Genomic DNA, 23,768 nt, shown 5'->3' on the forward strand with positions numbered 1-23,768 from the left:
TCATTGCTCCTTGGCTTCGTTGCGGCCCAAGTGGAACGCCGTGACGGCTGCGGCGAGCAGCAGCATCGAGGCGAGTTCGACCACCAGCAGATAAGGACCGAACAGGCTGATGCCCACGGCCTTGGCGTCTACGGTGGTGTGGCCGAGGGCCTGACCGCTGGAATGGCTGAACAGCACGTACAGCAGTTCAACCAGCAGCAGGGTGCCGAGTGCGACCGGGCCCAGCCAGATACCGGGTTTGAGCCAGACGCGCTCTTGCTGAACCGAGGCAGGCCCCAGGTTCAGCATCATCACCACGAACACGAACAGCACCATGATGGCGCCGGCGTAGGCGATCACTTCCAGCACACCGGCGAACGGTGCGCCGAGGGCGAAAAAGGTCATGGCCACGGCGATCAGCGAAATGATCAGGTAGAGCAGGGCGTGCACGGGGTTGGTGTTGGTGATCACGCGAAGCGTGGACACAACCGCGATACCCGATGCGAAATAGAAAGCGAATTCCATCTTTCTTCCTTAAGGCAGCAAGCTCTTCACGTTGATCGGTTCGGCTTCATTTTGCGCGGAGCCTTTTGGCTTACCGGCAATCGCCATACCTGCAACACGATAGAAGTTGTAATCAGGGTTTTTGCCGGGGCCGGAGATCAGCAGATCTTCTTTCTCGTAAACCAGGTCCTGACGTTTGAACTCGGCCATTTCGAAATCCGGTGTCAGCTGGATCGCGGTGGTCGGGCAGGCTTCCTCGCAGAGGCCGCAGAAAATGCAGCGCGAGAAGTTGATGCGGAAGAACTCCGGGTACCAGCGACCGTCATCGGTTTCAGCTTTCTGCAGCGAGATGCAGCCCACCGGGCACGCCACGGCGCACAGGTTGCAGGCAACACAACGCTCTTCGCCGTCGGGGTCGCGGGTCAGCACGATACGTCCACGAAAGCGCGGCGGCAGGTACACGGCTTCTTCCGGGTACTGCAGCGTGTCGCGCTTGCGGAAGGCGTGGCCGAAAATCATCACCAGGCTGCGAAGCTGGGTGAAGAAGCCATGCACGATGTCAAAAATGTACTTCATGATTCTCTATCCTCACTGAGCCGCGACGGCGGGCGTGTTGAGCAACACGATCGCAGCGGTCACCAGCATGTTGACGAGGGTCAGTGGCAGGCAGAACTTCCAGCTGAAGTCCATCACTTGGTCATACCGTGGGCGCGGAATCGAGGCGCGCAGCAGGATGAAGAACATGATGAAGAACGCGGTTTTCAATGCGAACCAGATGAACGGGATCTGCGGCAGAATGCCGAACGGACCGTGCCAGCCACCGAAGAACAAGGTTACCAGCAGCGCCGAAATCAGCACGATGCCGATGTACTCGCCGACGAAGAACATGCCCCATTTCATGCCGGCGTATTCAATGTGGTAACCGTCGGCCAGTTCCTGTTCCGCTTCCGGCTGGTCGAACGGGTGACGGTGAGTCACGGCGACGCCAGCGATGAAGAAGGTCAGGAAACCGAAGATCTGCGGAATGACGAACCACAGGTTCTGGGCTTGATATTCAACGATGTCGCGCATGTTGAACGAGCCGACCTGGATCACGATGCCCATCAGCGACAGGCCCATGAACACTTCGTACGACACGGTTTGTGCCGAGGCCCGCAAGCTGCCCAACAGGGCGAACTTGTTGTTACTCGACCAGCCTGCGAACAGCACCGCGTAGACCGACAGACCGGCCATGGCGAAGAAGAACAGGATGCCGATGTTGATATCCGCCACGCCCCAGGTCGGGGTGATCGGGATGATCGCGAAGGCAATCAGCAAGGCACTCATGGCCACGACCGGCGCCAACGTGAAGATCACTTTGTCGGCGAACGGCGGGGTCCAGTCTTCCTTGAAGAACATCTTGATCATGTCGGCCGCAATCTGGAACGCGCCGAACGGGCCGACGCGGTTCGGACCGTAACGGTCCTGCCAGAGGGCGAGCAGACGACGCTCGACCCAGCTCAGCAGCGCGCCGCACACCACCACGGCGAGCAGAATCACGATGGCCTTGAGGACCGCGATGATGATGTAGATCACTTCAGGAGTGAACAGGGTCATAGTGCTGCCTCCTGCAGACCGTCAACGGATTTGCCAAAGATCGCAGGCGGAATGCCGGCGATACCGGCTGGCAACGCGACCAGACCGGCGCCCAGCTCTTCGTTGATGCGCAGCGGCAGACGCAGGGTCTGGCCGGCCACGTTCAGGCTCAGCAGGGCACCGTCATTGACACCCAGACGATCGGCTTCGGACTTGGCCAGCGACAGGTACGGGGCTGGAATGCGTTCTTGAACCGGCGCGGCTTTGGAAGAGTTCTCTTCGCTGCCGAACAGGTGGAAGAACGGCACGACCTGCCAGGTGCCCGGAGCCGGGTTGAACGCACGCGGAACACTGGCAAACCAGTTCAGCGAATCACCGCTGCTTTCGATCAGGCGAGTGCCCGGGTCGCCAGCGCGGATGTGACCACCGACTTCGTCCTGGAACTTGTTCCAGGCTTGCGGCGAGTTCCAGCCCGGAGACCAGGCGAAGGGTACTTGCTGACGCGGTTCGACCGAGCCCGAGTAACCTTCCATGGAGAACGAGAACGCAGTGTCGTTGTCCTGGGAGGTACGCGGTTCGTGCACGCTGATGTCGGCGCGCATGGCGGTCCGGCCGCTGTAACGCAGCGGCTCGCGAGCCAGTTTCAGGCCTTTGATACGGAACGCGGCGGACGGCGCGGCGTCGACGATGCGCGCCAGTTGCGGTGTGCTTGCAGCGCAGGCAGCGGTGACGTGGTCCAGTTGGGTCCAGTCGATCGGCTGGTTCAGCAAGGTCGAACGCAGGGCATGCAGCCAGCGCCAGCCTTCGCGAACCAGAATGCTCGCGTCGAGGTAAGTCGGGTCGAAGACCTGGAAGAAACGCTGGGCGCGGCCTTCCTGGCTGATCAGCGTACCGTCGCCTTCAGCGAAGCTGGCCGCTGGCAGTACCAGATGCGCGCGATCACTGGTGGCAGTCTTCTGATGGTCCGCCACGATCACCACTTTCGCGGCGTTCAGGGCGGCATCGACACGGGCTTTGTCGGTGCGGGTGTACAGGTCGTTTTCCAGTACCACGATGGCGTCGGCTTTACCGTCGATCACCGCTTGCAGGGCTGCGTCGACCGATTCGCCACCGAGCATGGCCAGGCCAAGGCTGTTGGCCTCCGGCACGATCAGGCTGATGGAACCGTTCTTCTCGCGCAGCTTCAGGGCCTTGGCGATGTTCGCCGCGGCTTCGATCAGCGCCTTGGAACCCAGCGAGGTACCGGCAATGATCAATGGACGCTTGGCAGCGAGCAGGGCGTTGGCGATGCGCTGAGCCAGTTCGAGGGCTTCAGTGTCCAGGCCTTCAACGGCCGGCGCGCTGGCATCGAGGGCGTGAGCCACGGCGAAACCGATACGGGCCAGGTCGTCGGGAGCGGCGTGAACGCATTCTTCAGCCACGTCGTCGAGCTTGGTTTCAGCCAGGCTGGCGATGAACAGCGGGTTCATTTCGTGCTGGCCGATGTTCTTCACGGCAGCGTCGAGCCACGGCTGAACGCGCATGGCGTCGGCCATGTCTTCGGCCTTGCCCTTGACCGATTGACGCAGGGCCAGGGCCATGCGCGCAGCGGTCTGGGTCAGGTCTTCACCGAGGACGAAAATCGCATCGTGATCTTCGATGTCGCGCATGTTCGGGATCGGCAGCGGGCTGTCTTTGAGCACCTGCATGACCAGACGAATGCGCTCAAGCTCAGCGGCTTCGATGCCGGAGTAGAAGTGCTCGGCGCCGACCAGTTCGAGCAACGCGTAGTTGCTTTCGAGGCTGGCGCGTGGCGAACCGATACCGACGATGTTGCGACCACGCAGCAGGTCGGCGGCTTTATCCAGCGCTTCGTCGAGGCTCAGCTTCGTGCCGTTGGCCAGCAATGGCTGACGCGGGCGGTCTTCGCGGTTGACGTAGCCATAGCCGAAACGGCCACGGTCGCACAGGAAGTACTGGTTCACCGAACCGTTGAAACGGTTTTCGATGCGACGCAGTTCACCGTAACGCTCGCCCGGGGAAATGTTGCAACCGCTGGAGCAGCCATGGCAGATGCTCGGCGAGAACTGCATGTCCCACTTGCGGTTGTAACGCTCGGAGTGAGTCTTGTCGGTGAACACACCGGTCGGGCAGACCTCGGTGAGGTTGCCGGAGAACTCGCTTTCGAGGGTGCCGTCTTCAACGCGACCGAAGTACACGTTGTCGTGAGCGCCGAATACGCCGAGGTCGGTGCCGCCGGCGTAGTCCTTATAGAAGCGCACGCAGCGATAGCAGGCGATGCAGCGGTTCATTTCGTGGGAAATGAACGGGCCCAGTTGCTGGTTCTGGTGAGTACGCTTGGTGAAGCGATAACGGCGCTCGTTGTGGCCGGTCATCACCGTCATGTCTTGCAGGTGGCAGTGACCGCCTTCCTCACAGACCGGGCAGTCGTGAGGGTGGTTGGTCATCAACCATTCAACGACGCTGGCGCGAAACACTTTCGCTTCTTCGTCGTCGATGGAGATCCAGCTGCCGTCGGTGGCGGGGGTCATGCAGGACATGACGATCCGACCACGCTTGTCGTTCTCGTCGGTGTACTGCTTGACCGCGCACTGGCGGCAAGCGCCAACGCTGCCCAGGGCTGGGTGCCAGCAGAAATAAGGGATATCGAGGCCTAGCGACAGACATGCCTGTAACAGGTTGTCTGCCCCATCGACTTCGAGCTCTTTGCCGTCTACGTGGATAGTGGCCATGGTTCAAAGTTCTTCGTTGGCCCGGTGTCAGCGGGCGTGGCTAATGGAATCTTGTTATCCGCGCGAATCAAAACAGCCGTTAAAGGCGTCATCGCGCGAAAAGCGAACGGCACGGACCGTTCGCCTTTTTTAAAGCGTTAAGCGCCGACTACGATCGGCTTTGCCAGAGGCGGGACGGCGGCGCTGGTGGGCGCGATGCCGGCTTCGAACTCTGGACGGAAGTATTTGATGGCGCTGCCCAACGGCTCCACGGCACCCGGTGCGTGAGCACAGAAGGTCTTGCCCGGGCCGAGGAAACCGACCAGACCCAGCAGGGTCTCGATATCGCCGGCTTGCCCCTCACCGTTCTCGATCGCGCGCAGCAGCTTGACGCTCCACGGCAGACCGTCACGGCACGGGGTGCAGAAGCCGCAGGATTCACGGGAGAAGAACTCTTCCATGTTGCGCAGCAAGGACACCATGTTGACGCTGTCGTCCACCGCCATGGCCAGGCCGGTCCCCATACGGGTGCCCACTTTGGCGATGCCGCCGGCATACATTTGTGCGTCCAGGTGTTCCGGCAACAGGAAGCCGGTACCGGCGCCGCCTGGCTGCCAGCACTTGAGCTTGTAACCGTCGCGCATGCCGCCGGCGTAGTCTTCGAACAGCTCGCGACCGGTGACGCCGAACGGCAATTCCCACAGCCCCGGATTCTTGACCTTGCCGGAGAAGCCCATGAGCTTGGTGCCCATGTCTTCGCTGCCGACCCGGGCCAACGATTTGTACCAGTCCACGCCGTCGGCAATGATCGCCGGCACGTTGCACAGGGTTTCAACGTTGTTCACGCAAGTCGGCTTGCCCCACACGCCCACGGCGGCAGGGAAGGGCGGCTTGGAGCGCGGGTTGGCGCGGCGGCCTTCGAGGGAGTTGATCAGCGCGGTTTCTTCACCGCAGATGTAACGCCCGGCGCCGGTGTGCACGAACAGCTCGAAATCGAAGCCGCTGCCCAGGATGTTTTTACCCAAAAGGCCCGCTGCCTTGGCTTCTTCCACGGCACGGTTCAGGTGCTTGGCGGCGGTGGTGTATTCGCCACGCAGGAAGATGTAGCCACGGTAGGTTTTCAGCGCGCGAGCACTGATCAGCATGCCTTCGATCAGCAGATGGGGCAGTTGCTCCATCAGCATGCGGTCTTTCCAGGTGTTCGGCTCCATCTCATCCGCGTTGCACAGCAGGTAGCGGATATTGATGGATTCGTCCTTGGGCATCAGGCCCCACTTCACGCCCGTGGGGAAGCCTGCACCGCCACGGCCCTTGAGGCCGGAGTCTTTCACGGTCTGGACGATGTCGTCCTGGGCCATGTCGGCGAAGGCCTTGCGCGCAGCGGCGTAACCGTTCTTGGCCTGGTACTCGTCGAGCCATACGGCTTCGCCGTCGTCACGCAGACGCCAGGTGAGCGGGTGAGTCTCGGCCGAACGCTTGATGCGGTTGGCTGGACCGAAGGAAGTCAGGGTCATACGTAGCCCTCGAGCAATTTGGCAACGCCGGCAGGCTGCACATCACCGAATGTGTCGTCGTCGATCATCAGCGCCGGCGCCTTGTCGCAGTTGCCGAGGCAGCAGACCGGCAGCAGGGTGAAACGACCGTCGGCGGTGGTCTGACCCAGGCCGATGCCCAGCTTGCTCTGGATTTCGCTGACCACCGACTCGTGGCCGCCGATGTAGCAGACCATGCTGTCGCAGACGCGAATGATATGACGGCCCACGGGCTGACGGAAGATCTGGCTATAGAACGTCGCCACCCCTTCAACGTCGCTGGCCGGGATGCCGAGGATTTCGCCGATGGCGTAGAGCGCGCCGTCAGGCACCCAGCCACGTTCCTTCTGGACGATCTTCAGGGCTTCGATCGACGCCGCGCGCGGGTCTTCGTAGTGATGCAGCTCGTGCTCGATGGCCGAGCGCTCGGTTTCGCTCAGGGCGAAACGGTCTGTCTGGATAAGCGGGCTGTTCATGCTTAGCGGTCCACGTCGGCCATAACGAAATCGATACTACCCAGGTACGCGATCAAGTCCGCGACCATGCTGCCTTTGATCACCGAAGGGATCTGCTGCAGGTGCGGGAAGCTTGGGGTACGAATCCGGGTGCGGTAGCTCATGGTGCCGCCATCGCTCGTCAGGTAATAACTGTTGATGCCCTTGGTCGCTTCGATCATCTGGAAGGATTCGTTGGCCGGCATGACCGGGCCCCACGAAACTTGCAGGAAGTGCGTGATCAGGGTCTCGATGTGTTGCAGCGTGCGCTCTTTGGGCGGCGGCGTGGTCAGCGGGTGATCCGCCTTGTACGGGCCTTCCGGCATGTTGCGCATGCACTGCTCGATGATCTTGAGGCTCTGGCGCATTTCTTCGACGCGAACGATGCAACGGTCGTAGGCATCGCCATTGGCCGCCAGCGGGATTTCGAATTCGAAGTTTTCGTAGCCGGAGTAAGGGCGAGCCTTGCGCAGGTCGAAATCGCAACCGGTCGAACGCAGGCCGGCACCGGTGACGCCCCATTCCAGGGCTTCTTTGGTGTTGTAGGCGGCGACGCCGATGGTCCGGCCACGCAGGATGCTGTTGTCCAGTGCGGCTTTCTGGTATTCGTCCAGACGCTTTGGCATCCACTCGACGAAATCCTTGACCAGTTTTTCCCAGCCGCGCGGCAGGTCGTGAGCCACGCCACCGATGCGGTACCAGGCCGGGTGCAGACGGAAACCGGTGATGGCTTCGATCACCGTGTACGCCTTCTGGCGGTCGGTGAAGGTGAAGAATACCGGGGTCATGGCGCCGACGTCCTGGATGTAAGTCCCCAGGAACAGCAGGTGGCTGGTGATCCGGAAGAACTCGGCCATCATGATGCGGATGACGTCGACCTTCTCGGGCACCTTGATGCCGGCCAGCTTCTCGACCGAGAGCACGTACGGCAGGTTGTTCATCACGCCGCCGAGGTAGTCGATACGGTCGGTGTACGGAATGAAGCTGTGCCAGGACTGACGCTCGGCCATCTTCTCGGCACCACGGTGGTGGTAACCGACGTCCGGCACGCAGTCGACGATTTCTTCACCGTCCAGCTGCAGGATGATACGGAACGCACCGTGGGCCGAAGGGTGGTTCGGGCCGAGGTTGAGGAACATGTAGTCCTCGTTCGGGCCGGAACGCTTCATGCCCCAGTCTTCAGGCTTGAAGCGTGCGGCTTCTTCCTCAAGCTGTTGCTTGGCCAGGGTCAGGCTGAACGGATCGAATTCGGTGGCACGGGCCGGGAAGTCCTTGCGCAACGGGTGACCTTCCCAGGTCGGCGGCATCATGATGCGGGTCAGGTGCGGGTGACCGGCGAAGTTGATGCCGTACATGTCCCAGACTTCACGCTCGTACCAGTTGGCGTTCGGCCAGATGCTGGTGACGGTCGGCAAGCTAAGGTCGCTCTCGGACAAGGCGACCTTGATCATTACGTCACTATTACGTTCGATCGACATCAAGTGATAGAACACAGTGAAGTCGGCGCCGCTTGGCAGCCCTTGACGCTTGGTGCGCAGACGCTCGTCCACGCCGTGCAGGTCATAGAGCATGACGTACGGCTTGGGCAGGTTGCGCAGGAAAGTCAGGACTTCGACGAGTTTGGCGCGGGCAACCCAAAGCACCGGCATGCCGGTGCGGGTCGGCTGGGCGGTGAACGCCTCCGGGCCAAAACGATTGTTCAGTTCGACGACCACATCCTGGTCGTCTGCCTTATAAGGCGGGATGTACAGAGCACTGCCTGTAGTCATGGTTATTTATCGCTTTCGGTCAACGTAAAGAATGAAGCCAGTTTCTTGTTTCTTTGTAAGAACAGACTGGATCAGACTTCGTCGGGGCTGCGCAGGTTGGTTACCTGAATACGCTGTTCGCGGCGCTGTTCCTTTTGCGAAGGCATCTCGGCGCGATAAACGCCTTGATCACCAACGACCCAGGAAAGTGGGCGACGCTCCTGGCCAATCGACTCCTGCAACAGCATCAAGCCTTGCAGAAAAGCTTCAGGGCGGGGCGGGCAGCCAGGCACGTAGACGTCCACGGGCAGGAACTTGTCCACCCCTTGAACGACGGAGTAGATGTCGTACATGCCACCGGAGTTGGCGCACGAACCCATGGAGATGACCCATTTAGGCTCGAGCATTTGCTCGTAGAGACGCTGAATGATCGGCGCCATCTTGATGAAGCAGGTACCGGCGATAACCATGAAATCCGCCTGACGCGGTGATGCCCGGATAACCTCGGCGCCAAAGCGCGCGATGTCGTGGGGCGCCGTGAAGGCGGTGGTCATTTCCACGTAGCAGCACGAAAGACCGAAGTTATACGGCCACAGGGAGTTTTTGCGCCCCCAGTTGATCGTGCCGTTGAGCACGTCTTCGAGCTTGCCCATGAAAATGTTTTTGTGGACTTGATCTTCTAACGGATCGGAAACGGTTTCCCGTTTGCCAATCGGATACTGCTCGTTAGGAGCATCGGGGTCGATCCGGGTGAGATTGTATTGCATTGCCAAAGCCTCATTGTTTCAGCTTCGCTTGCCGCTTACGACGAGCTTCCGGAGCCCAGTCAAGGGCGCCCACTCGGAATAGGTAGACAAGACCTGCCAACAGAATTGCTATGAAAACGAGAGCTTCGACGAATCCGGTCCAGCCGCTTTCGCGGACGGACACAGACCAGGCAAAGAGAAAAAGGGCTTCGATATCGAAGATCACGAAGAGCATCGCGACCAGATAGAATTTGGCTGAGAGCCGCAAGCGGGCGCCACCTGTAGGTAGCATGCCGGACTCGAACGGTTCGTTTTTGCTGCGGCCCCAGGCTTTTGACCCGAGGAGGCTGGAGACGCCGAGCATGAAGGCGCAAAGGCCGCCGACACCCAGAAGGAAAATGGCAAAGCCCCAGTTGTGGGCCATGAGTCCGGTCGCTTCGGGCATGCTGGTAATCCTTAACAGAGAGCAAAGGTCTCTGAGCTTGAAAAGAAACAAAGCAGTGACGATATGTCGCAGCAATCAATCGCGGTGATTTTATGGCTAAACACCGAGCAAGTAAAATTCCGATAGCGAAATTATTTACGAGAATAAGGACATAGCGCACCTCCAAAGCCCTGTAGCCCATGCGGTCCGGGCATTAGCGGGGGTTTCGTCAATTATGTTTTGTAGGGAATGTAACGAACATAGCTCTCGTTAAATGATAATCAATATTATTTGTAGCGGTTTTCAAACTGTTTAGCGGGTAGAGGCTCGCGAAGTTGTCTTATATGCACGTTACTGCAAGTAGCGGGCGTGCTCCTTTTACCCACTTTTCCGGATCATGAAACTGCTCTGGATCAATGTTTTTCGCAAAGTGTTGTGGGTTGACGCGTTCCCTGTAGGAGCCGGGCTTGCCCGCGATGGCGGTGTGTCAGACGCAGCAGATGTTGACTGACAGGCCGCCATCGCGGGCAAGCTCGGCTCCCACCGGGTTTTGCAGTGGTCGAAAAATCGCAGGCAAAAAAACGCCCCGAACCAGTCGGGGCGTCAGATGGGCGGCTTTGCGGTTAGCTTTTTATTCGGTCCGCAAGGGCCGTTTGCTTAAACGAAGCAGATCAGTGGAACTGTTCTTCTTCGGTCGAACCGGTCAGCGCGGTCACCGAGGACGTGCCACCCTGGATCACGGTGGTCATGTCGTCGAAGTAGCCGGTACCCACTTCCTGCTGGTGAGCCACGAAGGTGTAACCCTTGGCAGCGTCAGCGAACTCTTGCTCTTGCAGCTTCACGTAGGCAGTCATGTCGTTGCGGGCGTAGTCGTGCGCCAGGTTGAACATGCTGTGCCACATGTTGTGAATGCCGGCCAGGGTGATGAACTGGTGCTTGTAACCCATGGCGGACAGTTCGCGCTGGAACTTGGCGATGGTCGCGTCGTCCAGGTTTTTCTTCCAGTTGAAGGAGGGCGAGCAGTTGTACGACAGCAGTTGGTCCGGGTATTCCTTTTTGATCGCTTCAGCGAAGCGACGGGCTTCTGCCAGATCCGGTTTGGCGGTTTCGCACCAGATCAGGTCGGCGAACGGTGCGTAAGCCAGGCCGCGAGCGATGGCCTGGTCCAGACCGGCGCGCACTTTGTAGAAACCTTCCTGGGTACGTTCGCCAGTTACGAATGGCTGGTCGTACGGGTCGCAGTCGGAGGTCAGCAGGTCAGCCGCGTTGGCGTCGGTACGCGCCAGGATGATGGTCGGCGTACCGGCAACGTCAGCGGCCAGACGAGCAGCGGTCAGCTTCTGTACAGCTTCCTGGGTCGGAACCAGTACCTTGCCGCCCATGTGGCCGCATTTTTTCACGGAAGCCAGTTGGTCTTCGAAGTGAACGCCGGCGGCGCCTGCTTCGATCATGCTCTTCATCAGCTCGTAAGCGTTCAGAACGCCGCCGAAACCGGCTTCGGCGTCAGCCACGATCGGTGCGAAGTAGTCGATGTAACCTTCGTCGCCCGGGTTCTTGCCGGCTTTCCACTGGATCTGGTCGGCGCGACGGAACGAATTGTTGATGCGCTTGACCACGGTTGGAACCGAGTCCACCGGGTACAGCGACTGGTCCGGGTACATCGATTCGGCGGAGTTGTTGTCCGCGGCCACTTGCCAGCCCGACAGGTAGATCGCCTGGATGCCGGCCTTGACTTGTTGCACAGCCTGGCCGCCGGTCAGGGCGCCCATGCAGTTGACGAAATCTTTCTCAGGACGGAAGGACGGTTTGGCACCCTGGGTGACCAGGTTCCAAAGCTTCTCGGCGCCCATTTTTGCAAAGGTGTGCTCAGGTTGAACCGAGCCACGCAGACGGACGACGTCAGCAGCGGAGTAATTGCGTGTCACGCCTTTCCAGCGCGGGTTTTCAGCCCAATCTTTTTCGAGGGCTGCAATTTGCTGTTCGCGTGTCAGTGCCATGGAGATAAACCTCGTCGCATAGGTCTTGGGTGGAAAATTCCTGCTCCAACCGGGTACGCAATTCAAAGGGCGTACAAGGCTGCTCGCTGACCAGAAGCTTAGGTGGTCAAGTCGGGTTCGGCGGGGAAGACGACGGGATGAACGATGGGCTCGAGGGGAAAGTGAGCAGGTAAGGGCGAACTGGCGAGCGCATTCGGGCGTCGTGGGCCTTGGTGCGAACTTCAGTGTGGAGCCGGGTTACCTAATTACGCTTCCGTCCCTCGGGACAACTTCGTTCCAGTCGGCAACCTCGTCAAACACACCTTGTGGGCGGTACAGACACGAATCGGCTCGCGGGGTAGGTGCGAACAGCGACTCGAAAGCCCTTGCCAGGGCCTCTGATTAGCGGGAGCGAGGCCATCATGCCTTTGCTTTTTTGACTCGTCAAACGTTTTGTAGTGCTTTTTTTCAGGCACTACATCTTTGGTCTAATACGACTAATCAGTCAGTTTTTGGTGCTTTAGTCCAAAGTATCGACTTTCACTCGCAGGGTCATGTCATCCCGACCTTGAGTCGAGTAGCTGCGGGTCAGGCCCTGTTTGTCGGCCTGAGTCTGACGATTCACGCCGGCCAGGGTGATCCATTCGCCCAGTCGACCGCTGACAGTTGTGTCGGTGCTTTGGACGTTCACTACATCGGGACGTTCCTGGCTCATCCGGTCACGGTTAGTACTGATTGCCAGATGAACGATGTCGCCGGTGACGCTGGCGGTGACATAAAAACCCTGGGTGACGTTACGGTATTCGGTCTGGCTGCGCAGGTCGCCATAGCTGTCGGTTTGCGTGCTGGTGAGTGGGACGCTCTGGCCGACCTGGATCAGCGCCGGTGTGCCTTCGCTGGCCTGAACCTGCTGGATGCCGCCGTCGCGGCTGTCGGTGCTGCGATTGATGATGCGAGTCTGGCTCGGCTTGGCACCGTTCACGGAGTAGCCCTGATCGCCCTGGAAGTTGTTTTCGTTGGTGTCGACGGTGATCAGCAAGCGCTTGGCGGCCACATCGAGCTGGCTGATCAAGGCCTTGAGTTCATCGATCTTGCGCTGTTCTGCGTTGACGATCAGCTGATTGCCATAGGCGCTGACCTGGCCGTCCTTGCCGATGAAATTCTGCGCCACCGGCAGCAGATCGTCGCTGGTGCGATAGTTCAGGGGCACGATCTCGGTGGCGGCCATGACCGAAAAACTGCAGGTCAACAGCAGCGTGGTGAGCAGGGTGCGTAGGGACATATCCGTTATCTCCGCCTTCAAAGTCTTGATATTGCCAGTTTGTCGGCCCGCGGTGGGGCAAGTTGAATCGTAGACAGCAAAACGCCCCGGCATCCGAGGATGGCGGGGCGTTTTGTGGTGTTCTTGAGGATGCTTTCGCGGGCAAGCCTCGCTCCTACAGGTTCAGCGTTATCCCTGTGGGGGCGAGGCTTGCCCGCGAAGGCCGCACCTCGGTCTCAAGCCGAATGCCGCACCATGTCCACATGCGGAATCCCGGCTTCCAGGAACTCCTCACTGACCATGCTGAAGCCCAGGCGCTCATAGAACGCCGTGGCCTGTACCTGCGCGCTGAGCATCTGCTGCTTCAGCCCACGCTTCTCGGCTTCGCTGATCACCGCTTGCGTCAGCGCATCGCCGACCTTCAAGCCGCGCCAGTCCTTGAGCACCGACACCCGGCCGATGTGACCATCGGGCAGCAGGCGGGCGGTGCCGATCGGGAAGTCGCCTTCAAAGGCCAGAAAGTGGACTGCCGTTGCGTCATCGGCATCCCATTCCAGCTCAGGTGGAACGGATTGCTCGGCAATGAACACCGTCTCACGAATGCGCCGGATCTCGGCGTTATCCTTTTGCCAGTCTGCGACACGAACGTGAATTTTATTCATCGGCAAACCCCAGGCTTCCCTGCTTGATCAGCTCGCACAGCAGGCCGCGGCCGTCTTCATCGCTCAGCCAGTCGCCGAGGTTGTCGACGTGCAACGCATCGGCGGCGCAGATCATCTTCAGCAGCTCGCGCAACTTGCCCGGCAGATAACGGCTCTGACCGCTGGCAAACAGCAGCAGGTCGTCATCGACTTCGGACCAGGCCAGGCGCGCGCTCGGGTTGCGGATCAGCACCGCGCCTTGCTCGAGGCTGGCGAGCAGGTCGTCTTCTTCGATCTCTTCCGGGCCCACCACCAGCTCCGGGTAGCGCGGCTCGGTCATGAACTGGCCGAACCAGGTCAGCAGCAGGCGCTCGTCGCTCATGTGCTCGGCCAGCAGGCTTTTCAAGCGATCGAGGGCATCGTGCTGGATCTGGTGCGGATCGACCGCCGGCTTGGCGTCGGCGTCGGTATAACGCTCTTCGTCCGACAGGAACTGGCTGAGGAAATCGGTGAAGTGAGTCAGCACTTCAGCGGCGCTCGGTGCACGGAAACCGACCGAGTAAGTCATGCAGTCGTCAACGGCCACACCGCAATGCGCCAGGCGCGGCGGCAGGTAGAGCATGTCGCCCGGTTCCAGAACCCACTCATCGGTGGCTTCGAAATCAGCGAGGATGCGCAGGTCCGCGTGTTGCAGCAACGGGCTCTCGGAATCGCACATCTGGCCGATTTTCCAGTTGCGCTTGCCGTGGCCTTGCAGCAGGAACACGTCGTAGTTGTCGAAGTGCGGACCCACGCTGCCACCTGGAGCGGCGAAGCTGATCATCACGTCGTCGATGCGCCAGCTCGGCAGGAAACGGAAGTTCTCCAGCAGCTCGGCGACTTCCGGAACGAATTGGTCGACGGCTTGCACCAGCAGGGTCCACTCGCGTTCCGGCAATTTGCTGAATTCATCTTCGGCAAAAGGGCCGCGGCGCAATTCCCATGGACGCTCGCCGTGCTCGATCAGCAGGCGCGATTCGACTTCTTCTTCCAGCGCCAGGCCGGCCAGTTCGTCGGCGTCGATCGGGCTTTCGAAATCAGGAATCGCCTGACGGATCAGCAGTGGTTTTTTCTGCCAGTAATCGCGCAGGAATTCCCGTGCCGTGATGCCGCCCAGAAGTTGAAGAGGAATGTCAGGATTCATGTGTAACCTATTGAAAAAAAGCACTTTTCAGACGGGAATAAAAACGCCCGGCGCTGCCGGGCGTCTCAAACGGGTAAAGCGGTCGATCAGATGCGTTTGGCTTGCGCCACGGCGTTGCCGATGTAGTTGGCCGGGGTGAGCAGTTTCAGCTCGGCCTTGGCTTGCGCAGGCATGTCCAGCCCGTCGATGAAGGTCTGCAACGCTTCAGGGCTGATGCCCTTGCCGCGCGTCAGCTCTTTCAATTTCTCGTACGGGTTTTCGATGTTGTAGCGACGCATCACGGTCTGGATCGGCTCGGCCAACACTTCCCAGCACGCGTCCAGGTCAGCGGCAATCTTTTGCTCGTTGAGCTCCAGTTTGCTGATGCCTTTGAGGCTGGCTTCGTACGCGATAACGCTGTGGGCGAAGCCGACACCGAGGTTGCGCAGTACGGTGGAGTCGGTCAGATCGCGCTGCCAGCGGGAGATCGGCAGCTTGCTCGCCAGGTGCTGGAACAGCGCGTTGGCGATGCCCAGGTTGCCTTCAGAGTTTTCGAAGTCGATCGGGTTGACCTTGTGCGGCATGGTCGACGAACCGATTTCGCCAGCGATGGTGCGCTGTTTGAAATAACCCAGGGAGATGTAGCCCCAGATGTCGCGGTCGAAGTCGATCAGGATGGTGTTGAAGCGCGCGATCGCGTCGAACAGCTCGGCGATGTAGTCGTGCGGTTCGATCTGCGTGGTGTACGGGTTGAAGCCCAGGCCTAGCTCGTCTTCGATGAAGGCGCGGGCGTTGGCTTCCCAGTCGATCTCAGGGTAGGCCGACAGGTGGGCGTTGTAGTTGCCGACAGCGCCGTTGATTTTGCCCAGCAGCGGAACGGCGGCGACTTGAGCGATCTGACGCTCCAGACGGTAAACCACGTTCGCCAGCTCTTTGCCCAGGGTGGTCGGCGAGGCCGGTTGACCGTGGGTGCGCGACAGCATCGGCACTTCAGCGAAACGGATGGCCAGTTCGCGAATGGCTTCGGCGGTCTGGCGCATCAGTGGCAGCATCACGTCATCACGGCCTTCGCGCAGCATCAGGGCGTGGGACAGGTTGTTGATGTCCTCGCTGGTGCAGGCAAAGTGGATGAACTCGCTGACCTTGGCCAGTTCCGGCAGCTTGGCCGCTTGTTCCTTGAGCAGGTACTCAATGGCTTTGACGTCGTGGTTGGTGGTGCGCTCGATCTCTTTGACACGCTCGGCGTGCTCCAGAGAGAAGTTTTCCGCCAGGGTGTTCAACACCGCGTTGGCTTCGGCGGAGAACGCCGGCACTTCGCTGATGGCGGGGTGAGCGGCCAGGCGCTGGAGCCAGCGCACTTCAACCAGAACGCGAGCACGGATCAGACCGTATTCGCTGAAAATTGGGCGCAGGGCCTGGGTTTTGCCGGCGTAGCGGCCGTCAACAGGGGAAACCGCAGTGAGCGAAGAGAGCTGCATGGGGTGTTCTCGGACAGTCGGGCAACGAAATGGGGCGCGTATCATACATGAAAAAATCCGCCGGTCCGTTGCCAACTGACCGGCGTATTACGCGTTACTGACTACAAAGCGGTATTGCGGGCGCGGTTCAGCTGCTGCGCATCAGCGGGTAAAGCTCTTTAAGCAATTTGCGACGGCTGATCACCAACTGCCAACGATGACCGCCCAACTGCCGCCACAGGCGTGCCGAGCGGATCCCGGCCAGCAACAGCGCGCGGATTTTCGAGGCGTTGCTCGGTTGCTGCAGGTTACGCATGTCGCCATGCACCTGAATCCGTTGGCGCAGGGTGCTCAGGGTATCCTGATACAGCGCACCGCAGGCGGCGATCACGTTTTCGTGAGCCGGGCCGAAGTGCTCGACCTGAGACTGAATCTGCGGCAGACGCTTGCCGATTACGTCCAGCATGTCGTCGCGCTTGGCCAGCTGACGCTCCAGCCCCAGCATCGCCAGGGCATAGCGCAGCGGTTCGCGCTGAAGGGTGCTGGGATCGCGTTCCAGGGCGCCGATCAGGGCGCGGTAACCTTCACGCAGGTTGATGTCGTCACCGCCATAGACTTCCAGCGTGTCCTTGGGGTCGCGAATCAACAGGCTGCCGAGCATGCAGGTCAGGCCGGCTTCGTTGGTCTGGCCGCTCTTGGCGATCTTGTCGACCAGTACGGCGGCGAGAAACACGCCGCCCAGAGCCGTCAGTTGCTCCTGAGTCGGGCTCATGAACGCTGACCTTGGCTGGTCCAGGGTTCGGCCACTTCGATCACGCCGCCGCCGAGGCAGATTTCACCGTCGTAGAACACCACGGATTGGCCCGGGGTGACCGCGCGTTGCGGGTCATCGAAGGTGGCGCGGTAGCCGTTGGCGGTTTTTTCCAGCGTGCAAGGCTGGTCGCTCTGGCGATAACGCACCTTGGCGGTCAGTTTGCGCGGCTCGGTCAAGTCGATCGGGTTGACCCAGTAGATGTCCGAGGCGAGCAGGGCGCGGGAAAACAAATAAGGGTGATCGTTGCCCTGGCCAACGATCAGCTCGTTGTGTTCCAGGTCTTTGATCAGCACGTACCACGGTTCGTCACTGGCGTCTTTCAGGCCGCCGATGCCCAGGCCCTGGCGCTGGCCGATGGTGTGATACATCAAGCCATGGTGGCGGCCGATGACTTCACCTTCGGTGGTCTTGATTTCGCCTGGCTGTGCCGGCAGGTATTGCTTGAGGAAGTCGCTGAAGCGGCGTTCACCGATAAAGCAGATCCCGGTGGAATCCTTTTTCTTGGCGGTGGCCAGGTCGTGTTTCTCGGCAATCGCGCGCACTTCGGGTTTTTCCAGCTCGCCGACCGGGAACAGCGTCTTGGCGATCTGTTCACCGCCGACGGCGTGCAGGAAGTAGCTCTGATCCTTGTTCGGGTCCAGGCCCTTGAGCAATTCGGTACGACCGTCGATGTCGCGGCGGCGCACGTAGTGGCCGGTGGCGATCAGGTCGGCGCCGAGCATCATTGCGTAGTCGAGGAACGCTTTGAACTTGATTTCGCGGTTGCACAGGATGTCCGGGTTCGGCGTGCGACCGGCCTTGTACTCGGCCAGGAAATGCTCGAACACGTTGTCCCAGTACTCGGCGGCGAAGTTGGCGGTGTGCAGCTTGATGCCAATTTTGTCGCACACGGCCTGAGCGTCCGCCAGGTCATCCATGGCGGTGCAGTATTCCGTTCCATCGTCCTCTTCCCAGTTCTTCATGAACAGGCCTTCCACCTCATAGCCCTGCTCGATCAGCAGGAGAGCGGAAACGGAAGAGTCCACGCCGCCGGACATGCCGACAATGACGCGCTTCTTTTGTGTGTCAGAAGGGGCTGGATCACGCATAGGGATTCAATGAGTGTCTTGAAAAAGGACGCGATTCTAGCAGGCCGAAGCGCGCAAGGCTAAAGAGAAGGGCGGATCAGTTCGAGACCGAAGTGTTTGCCGTCCAGATAATCATCGATACAACGGATGATCAGCTCACTGCGCCAGTTTGCGCGCTGTTGCAGCAGTTCGTCACGCGTCAGCCATTTTGCGCCGACGATGCCGTCATCCAGCTGATAGTCCGGGTGGTGTTTGAGCGGTTTTGCGGTGAAGCAGACCCGCTGGTAAGTCACGCCGTTGCTGGGCGCGGTGTAGAGGTAAATACCTATTACGCCCGTCGGCTCGACGTCCCAGCCGGTTTCCTCGAGGGTTTCGCGCACGGCGGCCTCGATCAGGGTTTCGTCCGGGTCCAGATGGCCGGCGGGCTGGTTGAGCACCGTTTGTCCGTGCTTGAGTTCTTCGACCATCAGGAAGCGACCATTGTCTTCGACGATGGTGGCGACGGTGATGTGGGGTAGCCAATCCATGAAGCTTCCTCGTCTTGAATGTTGGAATAAAGAACAGTGTAGGAGCGAGCCTGCTCGCGATGACGGTGGGTCAGTCGACATCAATGTTGAATGATATATCGCTATCGCGAGCAGGCTCGCTCCCACATTGGTCCGTATTTCATAGATGAAAAGTGTGGGGCGCAAACAGAAACCCCGGCACTGGGCCGGGGCTTCTTTGCATCCTTACAACCTTAAACCAGCGCAGCGATCGCGGCGTTGAAGGTGTTGCTCGGGCGCATGGCCTTGCTGATCAGATCGGCATTGGCGTGGTAGTAACCGCCGATGTCCACTGGCTTGCCCTGAACGGCGTTGAGCTCGGCAACGATGGTCGCTTCGTTCTCGGCCAGGGTCTTGGCCAGTTCGCCGAACTGCGCTTGCAGTGCAGTGTCTTCGGTCTGGGCGGCCAGGGCTTGAGCCCAGTACAGCGCCAGGTAGAAGTGACTGCCGCGGTTGTCGATGTTGCCGACTTTGCGCGATGGCGACTTGTTGTTATCCAGGAACTGGCCAGTGGCCTGATCCAGGGTCTTGGCCAGCACCAGCGCTTTAGGGTTGTTGTAGGTAACACCCAAGTGCTCGAGGGAAGCGGCCAGGGCCAGGAACTCGCCCAGGGAATCCCAACGCAGGAAGTTCTCTTCCAGCAGTTGCTGAACGTGTTTCGGTGCCGAACCGCCAGCGCCGGTTTCGAACAGACCACCGCCGTTCATCAGCGGAACGATCGACAGCATCTTGGCGCTGGTGCCCAGTTCCATGATCGGGAACAGGTCGGTCAGGTAGTCGCGCAATACGTTGCCGGTCACCGAGATGGTGTCCTTGCCTTCGCGAGTGCGGTCCAGGGTGAACTTCATCGCGTCGACGGGCGACATGATGCGGATGTCCAGGCCTGCGGTGTCGTGATCCTTCAGGTAAGCCTGAACTTTTTCGATCACTACGCCGTCGTGGGCGCGCATTGGGTCCAGCCAGAAAATGGCCGGAGTTGCGCTTGCACGAGCACGGTTGACGGCCAGTTTGACCCAGTCCTGGATCGGCGCGTCTTTGGTCTGGCACATGCGGAAGATGTCGCCGGCTTCAACCGACTGTTCCAGCAGAGTGCGACCAGCGCTGTCGGAAACCCGAACCACGCCGTTGCTCTTGATCTGGAAAGTCTTGTCGTGGGAGCCGTACTCTTCGGCTTTTTTCGCCATCAGGCCAACGTTTGGCACGCTGCCCATGGTGGTCGGATCGAAAGCGCCGTGCAGCTTGCAGTCTTCGATCACCGCCTGGTAGATGGTGGCGTAGCAGCGATCCGGGATCACAGCCTTGGTGTCGTGCAGCTGACCGTCAGTACCCCACATTTTGCCGGAGTCACGGATCATTGCCGGCATCGAGGCGTCGACGATGACGTCGCTCGGCACGTGCAGGTTGGTGATGCCTTTGTCGGAGTTGACCATGGCCAACGACGGACGAACGGCGTAGACCGCCTGGATGTCCGCTTCGATCTGCGCTTGTTGCTCGGCAGGCAAGGCCTTGATGCGAGCGTACAGGTCGCCGATGCCGTTGTTCAGGTTAAAGCCGATCTGTGCCAGCACGTCAGCGTGCTTGGCCAGTGCGTCTTTATAGAACTCGGCAACGATCTGGCCGAACATGATCGGGTCGGAGACCTTCATCATGGTGGCTTTCAGGTGAACCGACAGCAGCACGCCTTTTTGCTTGGCGTCTTCGATCTCGGCGGCGATGAAGCTGCGCAGCGCGTTTTTGCTCAGAACGGCGCAATCGAGGATCTCACCGGCTTGTACGGTGGTTTTTTCTTTCAGGACGGTGGTAGTGCCGTCTTGAGCGATCAGTTCGATTTTGACGGCGTCAGCGGCGTCGATCAGGGCGGCTTTTTCGCTGCCGTAGAAATCGCCGGTGCTCATGTGAGCCACGTGGGACTTGGAGTCTTTGGCCCAGGCGCCCATTTTGTGCGGGTGCTTGCGTGCGTAGTTCTTGACCGACAGCGGTGCACGACGATCGGAGTTGCCTTCGCGCAGAACCGGGTTCACGGCGCTGCCCTTGATCTTGTCGTAACGCGACTTGGCGAGCTTGTCGGCATCGCTGGTCACGGTTTCCGGGTAATCCGGCAGTGCGAAGCCCTGGGCTTGCAGCTCTTTGATCGCGGCCTGCAGTTGCGGAACCGAAGCACTGATGTTCGGCAGCTTGATGATGTTGGCTTCAGGCGTAACGGCCAGGTCGCCCAGTTCGGCGAGGTGGTCGGCTACGGCTTTGTCACCCAATTGCTCGGGGAAGCTGGCCAGAATGCGCCCTGCAAGAGAGATATCGCGGGTTTCAACGGCGATATCAGCCGAGGCGGTGAACGCCTCTACGATAGGCAACAGTGAATAGGTGGCGAGGGCTGGGGCTTCGTCGGTGAAGGTATAGATGATCTTCGAGCGGGTGGGCATATTCGGATTAACTCTCTCTTCTTTGCTAAAGCGTGCGCAGAAACTCGAGGGGCGCCGGGTAAGCGCGTTCGTTCAAAGTCATCCATGAGCCGAATGTCGAGATTTCTTCGCGGTGATGTTGGGTGCATCAGTCGAGCGTCAAGCGGGTGGACTGCGATAACAATCCGGCTTATTCGGGCCCAACGTCTTGTGATAGAGCGGTCGGCCGTAGTGACTCTGTGGTCAGCGGCGGCATTATACATAGGTAGCTGGCAATCTGCCGATGGTTCATATGCAACGATTCTCGTCCATTGGTCTAAAGGTCGCAGGCCAGCGTGGGGCGTAGAGTCGTCCACCGTGCTTGAGTTTGGCGCTTTTCCCTTTGCTTTCAGGCTTGTACGTCGCGAACCGTACAGCTTTGCGGCCGTTGGGCGGAACATAGGGTTTGCGCGCCGATTTAACTGGGGTACGCTCGGACCAAGCCAGATGTTCAATCCAAACAATGGAGTTCAGCATGGGATACAAGAAGATTCAGGTTCCAGCCGTCGGCGACAAAATCACCGTCAACGCGGACCATTCTCTCAATGTTCCTAACAACCCGATCATCCCCTTCATCGAAGGCGATGGTATTGGTGTTGATATCAGCCCGGTCATGATCAAGGTTGTCGATGCTGCTGTTAAGAAGGCTTACGGCGGCGAGCGCAAAATTTCCTGGATGGAAGTCTACGCCGGGGAGAAAGCGACTCAGGTTTACGATCAGGACACCTGGCTGCCTCAGGAAACCCTGGACGCGGTCAAGGACTACGTCGTTTCTATCAAAGGCCCTCTGACCACGCCGGTCGGCGGCGGCATCCGTTCCCTGAACGTGGCCCTGCGTCAGCAACTCGACCTGTATGTGTGCCTGCGTCCGGTGCGCTGGTTCGAAGGCGTGCCTAGCCCGGTCAAGAAGCCAGGCGATGTCGACATGACCATCTTCCGCGAAAACTCGGAAGACATTTATGCCGGTATCGAATGGAAGGCCGGTTCGCCGGAAGCGACCAAGGTCATCAAGTTCCTTAAAGAAGAAATGGGCGTCACCAAGATCCGTTTCGACCAAAACTGCGGTATCGGCATCAAGCCGGTGTCCCTGGAAGGCACCAAGCGTCTGGCGCGCAAGGCCCTGCAATATGTGGTCGACAACGATCGTGATTCGCTGACCATCGTGCACAAAGGCAACATCATGAAGTTCACCGAAGGTGCCTTCAAGGAATGGGCCTACGAAGTGGCGGCTGAGGAATTCGGCGCGACCCTGCTCGATGGCGGTCCATGGATGCAGTTCAAGAACCCGAAAACCGGCAAGAACGTCATCGTCAAGGACGCCATCGCCGACGCCATGCTCCAGCAGATCCTGCTGCGCCCGGCCGAGTACGATGTGATCGCGACCCTGAATCTCAACGGCGACTACCTCTCCGACGCCCTGGCGGCCGAAGTGGGTGGTATCGGCATTGCGCCGGGTGCGAACCTGTCCGACACCGTGGCCATGTTCGAAGCGACCCACGGTACTGCGCCGAAGTATGCCGGCAAGGACCAGGTCAACCCGGGTTCGTTGATCCTGTCCGCCGAAATGATGCTGCGTCACATGGGCTGGACCGAAGCGGCCGACCTGATCATCAAGGGCACCAACGGCGCCATCTCCGCGAAAACCGTGACTTACGACTTCGAACGTCTGATGGAGGGCGCGAAACTGCTGTCGTCGTCCGCGTTTGGTGATGCGTTGATCTCGCACATGTAAACCAGCCGACAAAAAAAACCGCCTTCGGGCGGTTTTTTTATGACTGGATGATCAGGTTGCGTCAGCTCGACACTGTTTCTTGTTGCCGGTTGGCGGGCGCAGCCTGTTCGTTCGCGCTGTCAGCGGGCGCAATATCCACTGCGTGAAGCCCCTTGGGGCCCTGAATGATCTCGAAACTTACGGCTTGTCCGGCTTTGAGGGTCTTGTAACCTTCCATTTTAATAGCCGAGTAGTGCGCAAAGAAATCGATCTCCTTGCCATCCTCGTCACGACCTTCTCTGGCGTCGGTGTTAATGAAACCGAACCCCTTGGCATTGTTGAACCATTTCACCTTACCGACAGCCATACCCATATCCCTCTGCAACAGACTCCATCACTGGAGTATCATCCAGTTAATCCGCAGTCTAATCTTGTAAATAGATTGACTCCGCGGACCTTTTTTACCCACTGTGGGCTCTATTGGTTGTAACACCGATTTTCCGATAGTCAAGGTGACCGGGCAGTCGGAGTTGAAATCGTTCATAACCGCCCCCACCACTGTATTTGCACAACTGACGAACCTTTCTTTCCATGCATGCAATCAGCCAGATTCGACTAACATTCAATCAGGATCGCCCTGATTTACACGACGACGATTCCGCAGGCATTGCTGTTCAGGAGGCTAAGCCTGCTTTACAGGCGCCACCGATGTACAAGGTGGTTTTGTTCAACGATGACTACACACCGATGGATTTCGTCGTCGAAGTGCTCGAGGTGTTTTTTAACCTGAATCGCGAGCTGGCGACCAAGGTCATGCTGGCCGTCCACACAGAAGGACGGGCAGTATGTGGAGTGTTTACCCGCGACATCGCCGAGACCAAGGCCATGCAGGTCAACCAGTACGCCAGGGAAAGCCAGCATCCGCTACTCTGTGAAATCGAGAAGGACGGTTAATCGCCGACCACTTGGGTATGAGGTGAAGC

Annotated in this window: 21 protein-coding genes; 2 read left to right on the top strand and 19 right to left on the bottom strand. The window is 59.4% G+C overall.

The genetic code is table 11. The annotated features are described in order from the left end of the window. The 18 genes from nuoJ to KGB14_RS25935 all read right to left on the bottom strand — a co-directional run bounded on the left by nuoJ (position 1) and on the right by KGB14_RS25935 (position 21,056). A complete protein-coding gene (nuoJ, locus tag KGB14_RS25850; protein ID WP_223489925.1) occupies positions 1–504 on the bottom strand; it encodes an NADH-quinone oxidoreductase subunit J in 504 nt (167 codons plus the stop codon). A 9-nt stretch (positions 505–513) separates the two neighbouring features. After that, positions 514–1,059, bottom strand: a complete 546-nt coding sequence (gene nuoI, locus KGB14_RS25855) for an NADH-quinone oxidoreductase subunit NuoI (RefSeq protein ID WP_200889382.1) — start codon at positions 1,057–1,059, stop codon at positions 514–516. A 12-nt stretch (positions 1,060–1,071) separates the two neighbouring features. Continuing rightward, complete coding sequence (gene nuoH, locus KGB14_RS25860; protein WP_223489927.1) at positions 1,072–2,079, bottom strand: NADH-quinone oxidoreductase subunit NuoH; 1,008 nt, start codon at positions 2,077–2,079, stop codon at positions 1,072–1,074. Beyond that, entirely contained in the window at positions 2,076–4,790 is a 2,715-nt protein-coding gene (gene nuoG / locus KGB14_RS25865; RefSeq protein WP_223489929.1) for an NADH-quinone oxidoreductase subunit NuoG, read from the bottom strand. The genes nuoH and nuoG overlap by 4 nt, the downstream gene beginning before the upstream one ends. Positions 4,791–4,927: 137 nt before the next feature. Next, positions 4,928–6,283 (bottom strand): NADH-quinone oxidoreductase subunit NuoF, encoded by a 1,356-nt coding sequence (gene nuoF, locus KGB14_RS25870; protein ID WP_223489931.1) that lies wholly within the window; start codon positions 6,281–6,283, stop codon positions 4,928–4,930. Continuing rightward, positions 6,280–6,777 carry an NADH-quinone oxidoreductase subunit NuoE gene (gene nuoE, locus KGB14_RS25875; RefSeq protein ID WP_007940871.1) on the bottom strand — a complete coding sequence of 166 codons (498 nt, stop codon included), beginning with the start codon at positions 6,775–6,777 and terminating at the stop codon, positions 6,280–6,282. The genes nuoF and nuoE overlap by 4 nt, the downstream gene beginning before the upstream one ends. A 2-nt stretch (positions 6,778–6,779) precedes the next feature. After that, positions 6,780–8,564 (bottom strand): NADH-quinone oxidoreductase subunit C/D, encoded by a 1,785-nt coding sequence (gene nuoC, locus KGB14_RS25880; protein WP_223489933.1) that lies wholly within the window; start codon positions 8,562–8,564, stop codon positions 6,780–6,782. A gap of 71 nt (positions 8,565–8,635) precedes the next feature. Beyond that, entirely contained in the window at positions 8,636–9,310 is a 675-nt protein-coding gene (locus KGB14_RS25885) for a NuoB/complex I 20 kDa subunit family protein (protein ID WP_008014893.1), read from the bottom strand. A 10-nt stretch (positions 9,311–9,320) separates the two neighbouring features. Continuing rightward, positions 9,321–9,734, bottom strand: coding sequence for an NADH-quinone oxidoreductase subunit A (locus tag KGB14_RS25890; protein ID WP_007905050.1), 414 nt, complete (start codon positions 9,732–9,734; stop codon positions 9,321–9,323). A 650-nt stretch (positions 9,735–10,384) separates the two neighbouring features. Beyond that, positions 10,385–11,710, bottom strand: coding sequence for an isocitrate lyase (aceA, locus tag KGB14_RS25895; RefSeq protein ID WP_223489935.1), 1,326 nt, complete (start codon positions 11,708–11,710; stop codon positions 10,385–10,387). A 499-nt stretch (positions 11,711–12,209) separates the two neighbouring features. Next, entirely contained in the window at positions 12,210–12,971 is a 762-nt protein-coding gene (locus KGB14_RS25900; protein ID WP_223489937.1) for a secretin N-terminal domain-containing protein, read from the bottom strand. Between the two features lie 215 nt (positions 12,972–13,186). Then, complete coding sequence (locus KGB14_RS25905; RefSeq protein WP_223489939.1) at positions 13,187–13,612, bottom strand: GNAT family N-acetyltransferase; 426 nt, start codon at positions 13,610–13,612, stop codon at positions 13,187–13,189. Continuing rightward, on the bottom strand, positions 13,605–14,774 hold the full coding sequence (locus KGB14_RS25910) for a cupin domain-containing protein (protein ID WP_223489941.1): 1,170 nt from the start codon (positions 14,772–14,774) through the stop codon (positions 13,605–13,607). The genes KGB14_RS25905 and KGB14_RS25910 overlap by 8 nt, the downstream gene beginning before the upstream one ends. Positions 14,775–14,860: 86 nt before the next feature. Next, on the bottom strand, positions 14,861–16,231 hold the full coding sequence (gene purB / locus KGB14_RS25915; RefSeq protein ID WP_223489943.1) for an adenylosuccinate lyase: 1,371 nt from the start codon (positions 16,229–16,231) through the stop codon (positions 14,861–14,863). Positions 16,232–16,358: 127 nt separating this feature from the next. Continuing rightward, positions 16,359–16,982, bottom strand: a complete 624-nt coding sequence (hflD, locus tag KGB14_RS25920) for a high frequency lysogenization protein HflD (protein ID WP_223489945.1) — start codon at positions 16,980–16,982, stop codon at positions 16,359–16,361. After that, the gene (gene mnmA / locus KGB14_RS25925; protein WP_223489947.1) at positions 16,979–18,112 is read right to left on the bottom strand and encodes a tRNA 2-thiouridine(34) synthase MnmA; all 1,134 of its coding nucleotides are present in this window, start codon (positions 18,110–18,112) and stop codon (positions 16,979–16,981) included. Before mnmA ends, hflD begins: the two co-directional genes overlap by 4 nt. Before the next feature lie 59 nt (positions 18,113–18,171). Then, complete coding sequence (locus KGB14_RS25930) at positions 18,172–18,618, bottom strand: NUDIX hydrolase (RefSeq protein WP_223489949.1); 447 nt, start codon at positions 18,616–18,618, stop codon at positions 18,172–18,174. 212 nt (positions 18,619–18,830) lie between these two features. Then, the gene (locus KGB14_RS25935; RefSeq protein ID WP_223489951.1) at positions 18,831–21,056 is read right to left on the bottom strand and encodes an NADP-dependent isocitrate dehydrogenase; all 2,226 of its coding nucleotides are present in this window, start codon (positions 21,054–21,056) and stop codon (positions 18,831–18,833) included. Between the two features lie 493 nt (positions 21,057–21,549). On the opposite strand from KGB14_RS25935, the gene icd reads away from it, so the two are divergent. Further along, complete coding sequence (gene icd / locus KGB14_RS25940) at positions 21,550–22,806, top strand: NADP-dependent isocitrate dehydrogenase (RefSeq protein ID WP_054597846.1); 1,257 nt, start codon at positions 21,550–21,552, stop codon at positions 22,804–22,806. Positions 22,807–22,867: 61 nt separating this feature from the next. Here the strand turns inward: icd and KGB14_RS25945 are convergent, their stop codons facing one another. Next, positions 22,868–23,152: a cold shock domain-containing protein gene (locus KGB14_RS25945; RefSeq protein WP_223489953.1), complete on the bottom strand. Its 285-nt coding sequence runs from the start codon at positions 23,150–23,152 to the stop codon at positions 22,868–22,870. A 224-nt stretch (positions 23,153–23,376) separates the two neighbouring features. On the opposite strand from KGB14_RS25945, the gene clpS reads away from it, so the two are divergent. Then, complete coding sequence (clpS, locus tag KGB14_RS25950; RefSeq protein WP_015094394.1) at positions 23,377–23,739, top strand: ATP-dependent Clp protease adapter ClpS; 363 nt, start codon at positions 23,377–23,379, stop codon at positions 23,737–23,739. The last annotated feature ends 29 nt before the right edge of the window (positions 23,740–23,768 follow it).

Source organism: Pseudomonas sp. A-RE-19 (genome assembly GCF_019956555.1).
GTDB lineage: Bacteria > Pseudomonadota > Gammaproteobacteria > Pseudomonadales > Pseudomonadaceae > Aquipseudomonas.

Coding starts and splice junctions, on each gene's coding strand:
- KGB14_RS25910 (WP_223489941.1), bottom strand. CDS start 14,774: ATGAATCCTGACATTCCTCTTCAACTTCTGGGCGGCATCACGGCACGG.
- KGB14_RS25890 (WP_007905050.1), bottom strand. CDS start 9,734: ATGCCCGAAGCGACCGGACTCATGGCCCACAACTGGGGCTTTGCCATT.
- hflD (WP_223489945.1), bottom strand. CDS start 16,982: ATGAGCCCGACTCAGGAGCAACTGACGGCTCTGGGCGGCGTGTTTCTC.
- nuoF (WP_223489931.1), bottom strand. CDS start 6,283: ATGACCCTGACTTCCTTCGGTCCAGCCAACCGCATCAAGCGTTCGGCC.
- KGB14_RS25900 (WP_223489937.1), bottom strand. CDS start 12,971: ATGTCCCTACGCACCCTGCTCACCACGCTGCTGTTGACCTGCAGTTTT.
- mnmA (WP_223489947.1), bottom strand. CDS start 18,112: ATGCGTGATCCAGCCCCTTCTGACACACAAAAGAAGCGCGTCATTGTC.
- nuoE (WP_007940871.1), bottom strand. CDS start 6,777: ATGAACAGCCCGCTTATCCAGACAGACCGTTTCGCCCTGAGCGAAACC.
- nuoG (WP_223489929.1), bottom strand. CDS start 4,790: ATGGCCACTATCCACGTAGACGGCAAAGAGCTCGAAGTCGATGGGGCA.
- clpS (WP_015094394.1), top strand. CDS start 23,377: ATGCATGCAATCAGCCAGATTCGACTAACATTCAATCAGGATCGCCCT.
- KGB14_RS25905 (WP_223489939.1), bottom strand. CDS start 13,612: ATGAATAAAATTCACGTTCGTGTCGCAGACTGGCAAAAGGATAACGCC.
- purB (WP_223489943.1), bottom strand. CDS start 16,231: ATGCAGCTCTCTTCGCTCACTGCGGTTTCCCCTGTTGACGGCCGCTAC.
- nuoH (WP_223489927.1), bottom strand. CDS start 2,079: ATGACCCTGTTCACTCCTGAAGTGATCTACATCATCATCGCGGTCCTC.
- aceA (WP_223489935.1), bottom strand. CDS start 11,710: ATGGCACTGACACGCGAACAGCAAATTGCAGCCCTCGAAAAAGATTGG.
- nuoC (WP_223489933.1), bottom strand. CDS start 8,564: ATGACTACAGGCAGTGCTCTGTACATCCCGCCTTATAAGGCAGACGAC.
- KGB14_RS25885 (WP_008014893.1), bottom strand. CDS start 9,310: ATGCAATACAATCTCACCCGGATCGACCCCGATGCTCCTAACGAGCAG.
- nuoJ (WP_223489925.1), bottom strand. CDS start 504: ATGGAATTCGCTTTCTATTTCGCATCGGGTATCGCGGTTGTGTCCACG.
- KGB14_RS25945 (WP_223489953.1), bottom strand. CDS start 23,152: ATGGCTGTCGGTAAGGTGAAATGGTTCAACAATGCCAAGGGGTTCGGT.
- KGB14_RS25930 (WP_223489949.1), bottom strand. CDS start 18,618: ATGGATTGGCTACCCCACATCACCGTCGCCACCATCGTCGAAGACAAT.
- icd (WP_054597846.1), top strand. CDS start 21,550: ATGGGATACAAGAAGATTCAGGTTCCAGCCGTCGGCGACAAAATCACC.
- KGB14_RS25935 (WP_223489951.1), bottom strand. CDS start 21,056: ATGCCCACCCGCTCGAAGATCATCTATACCTTCACCGACGAAGCCCCA.
- nuoI (WP_200889382.1), bottom strand. CDS start 1,059: ATGAAGTACATTTTTGACATCGTGCATGGCTTCTTCACCCAGCTTCGC.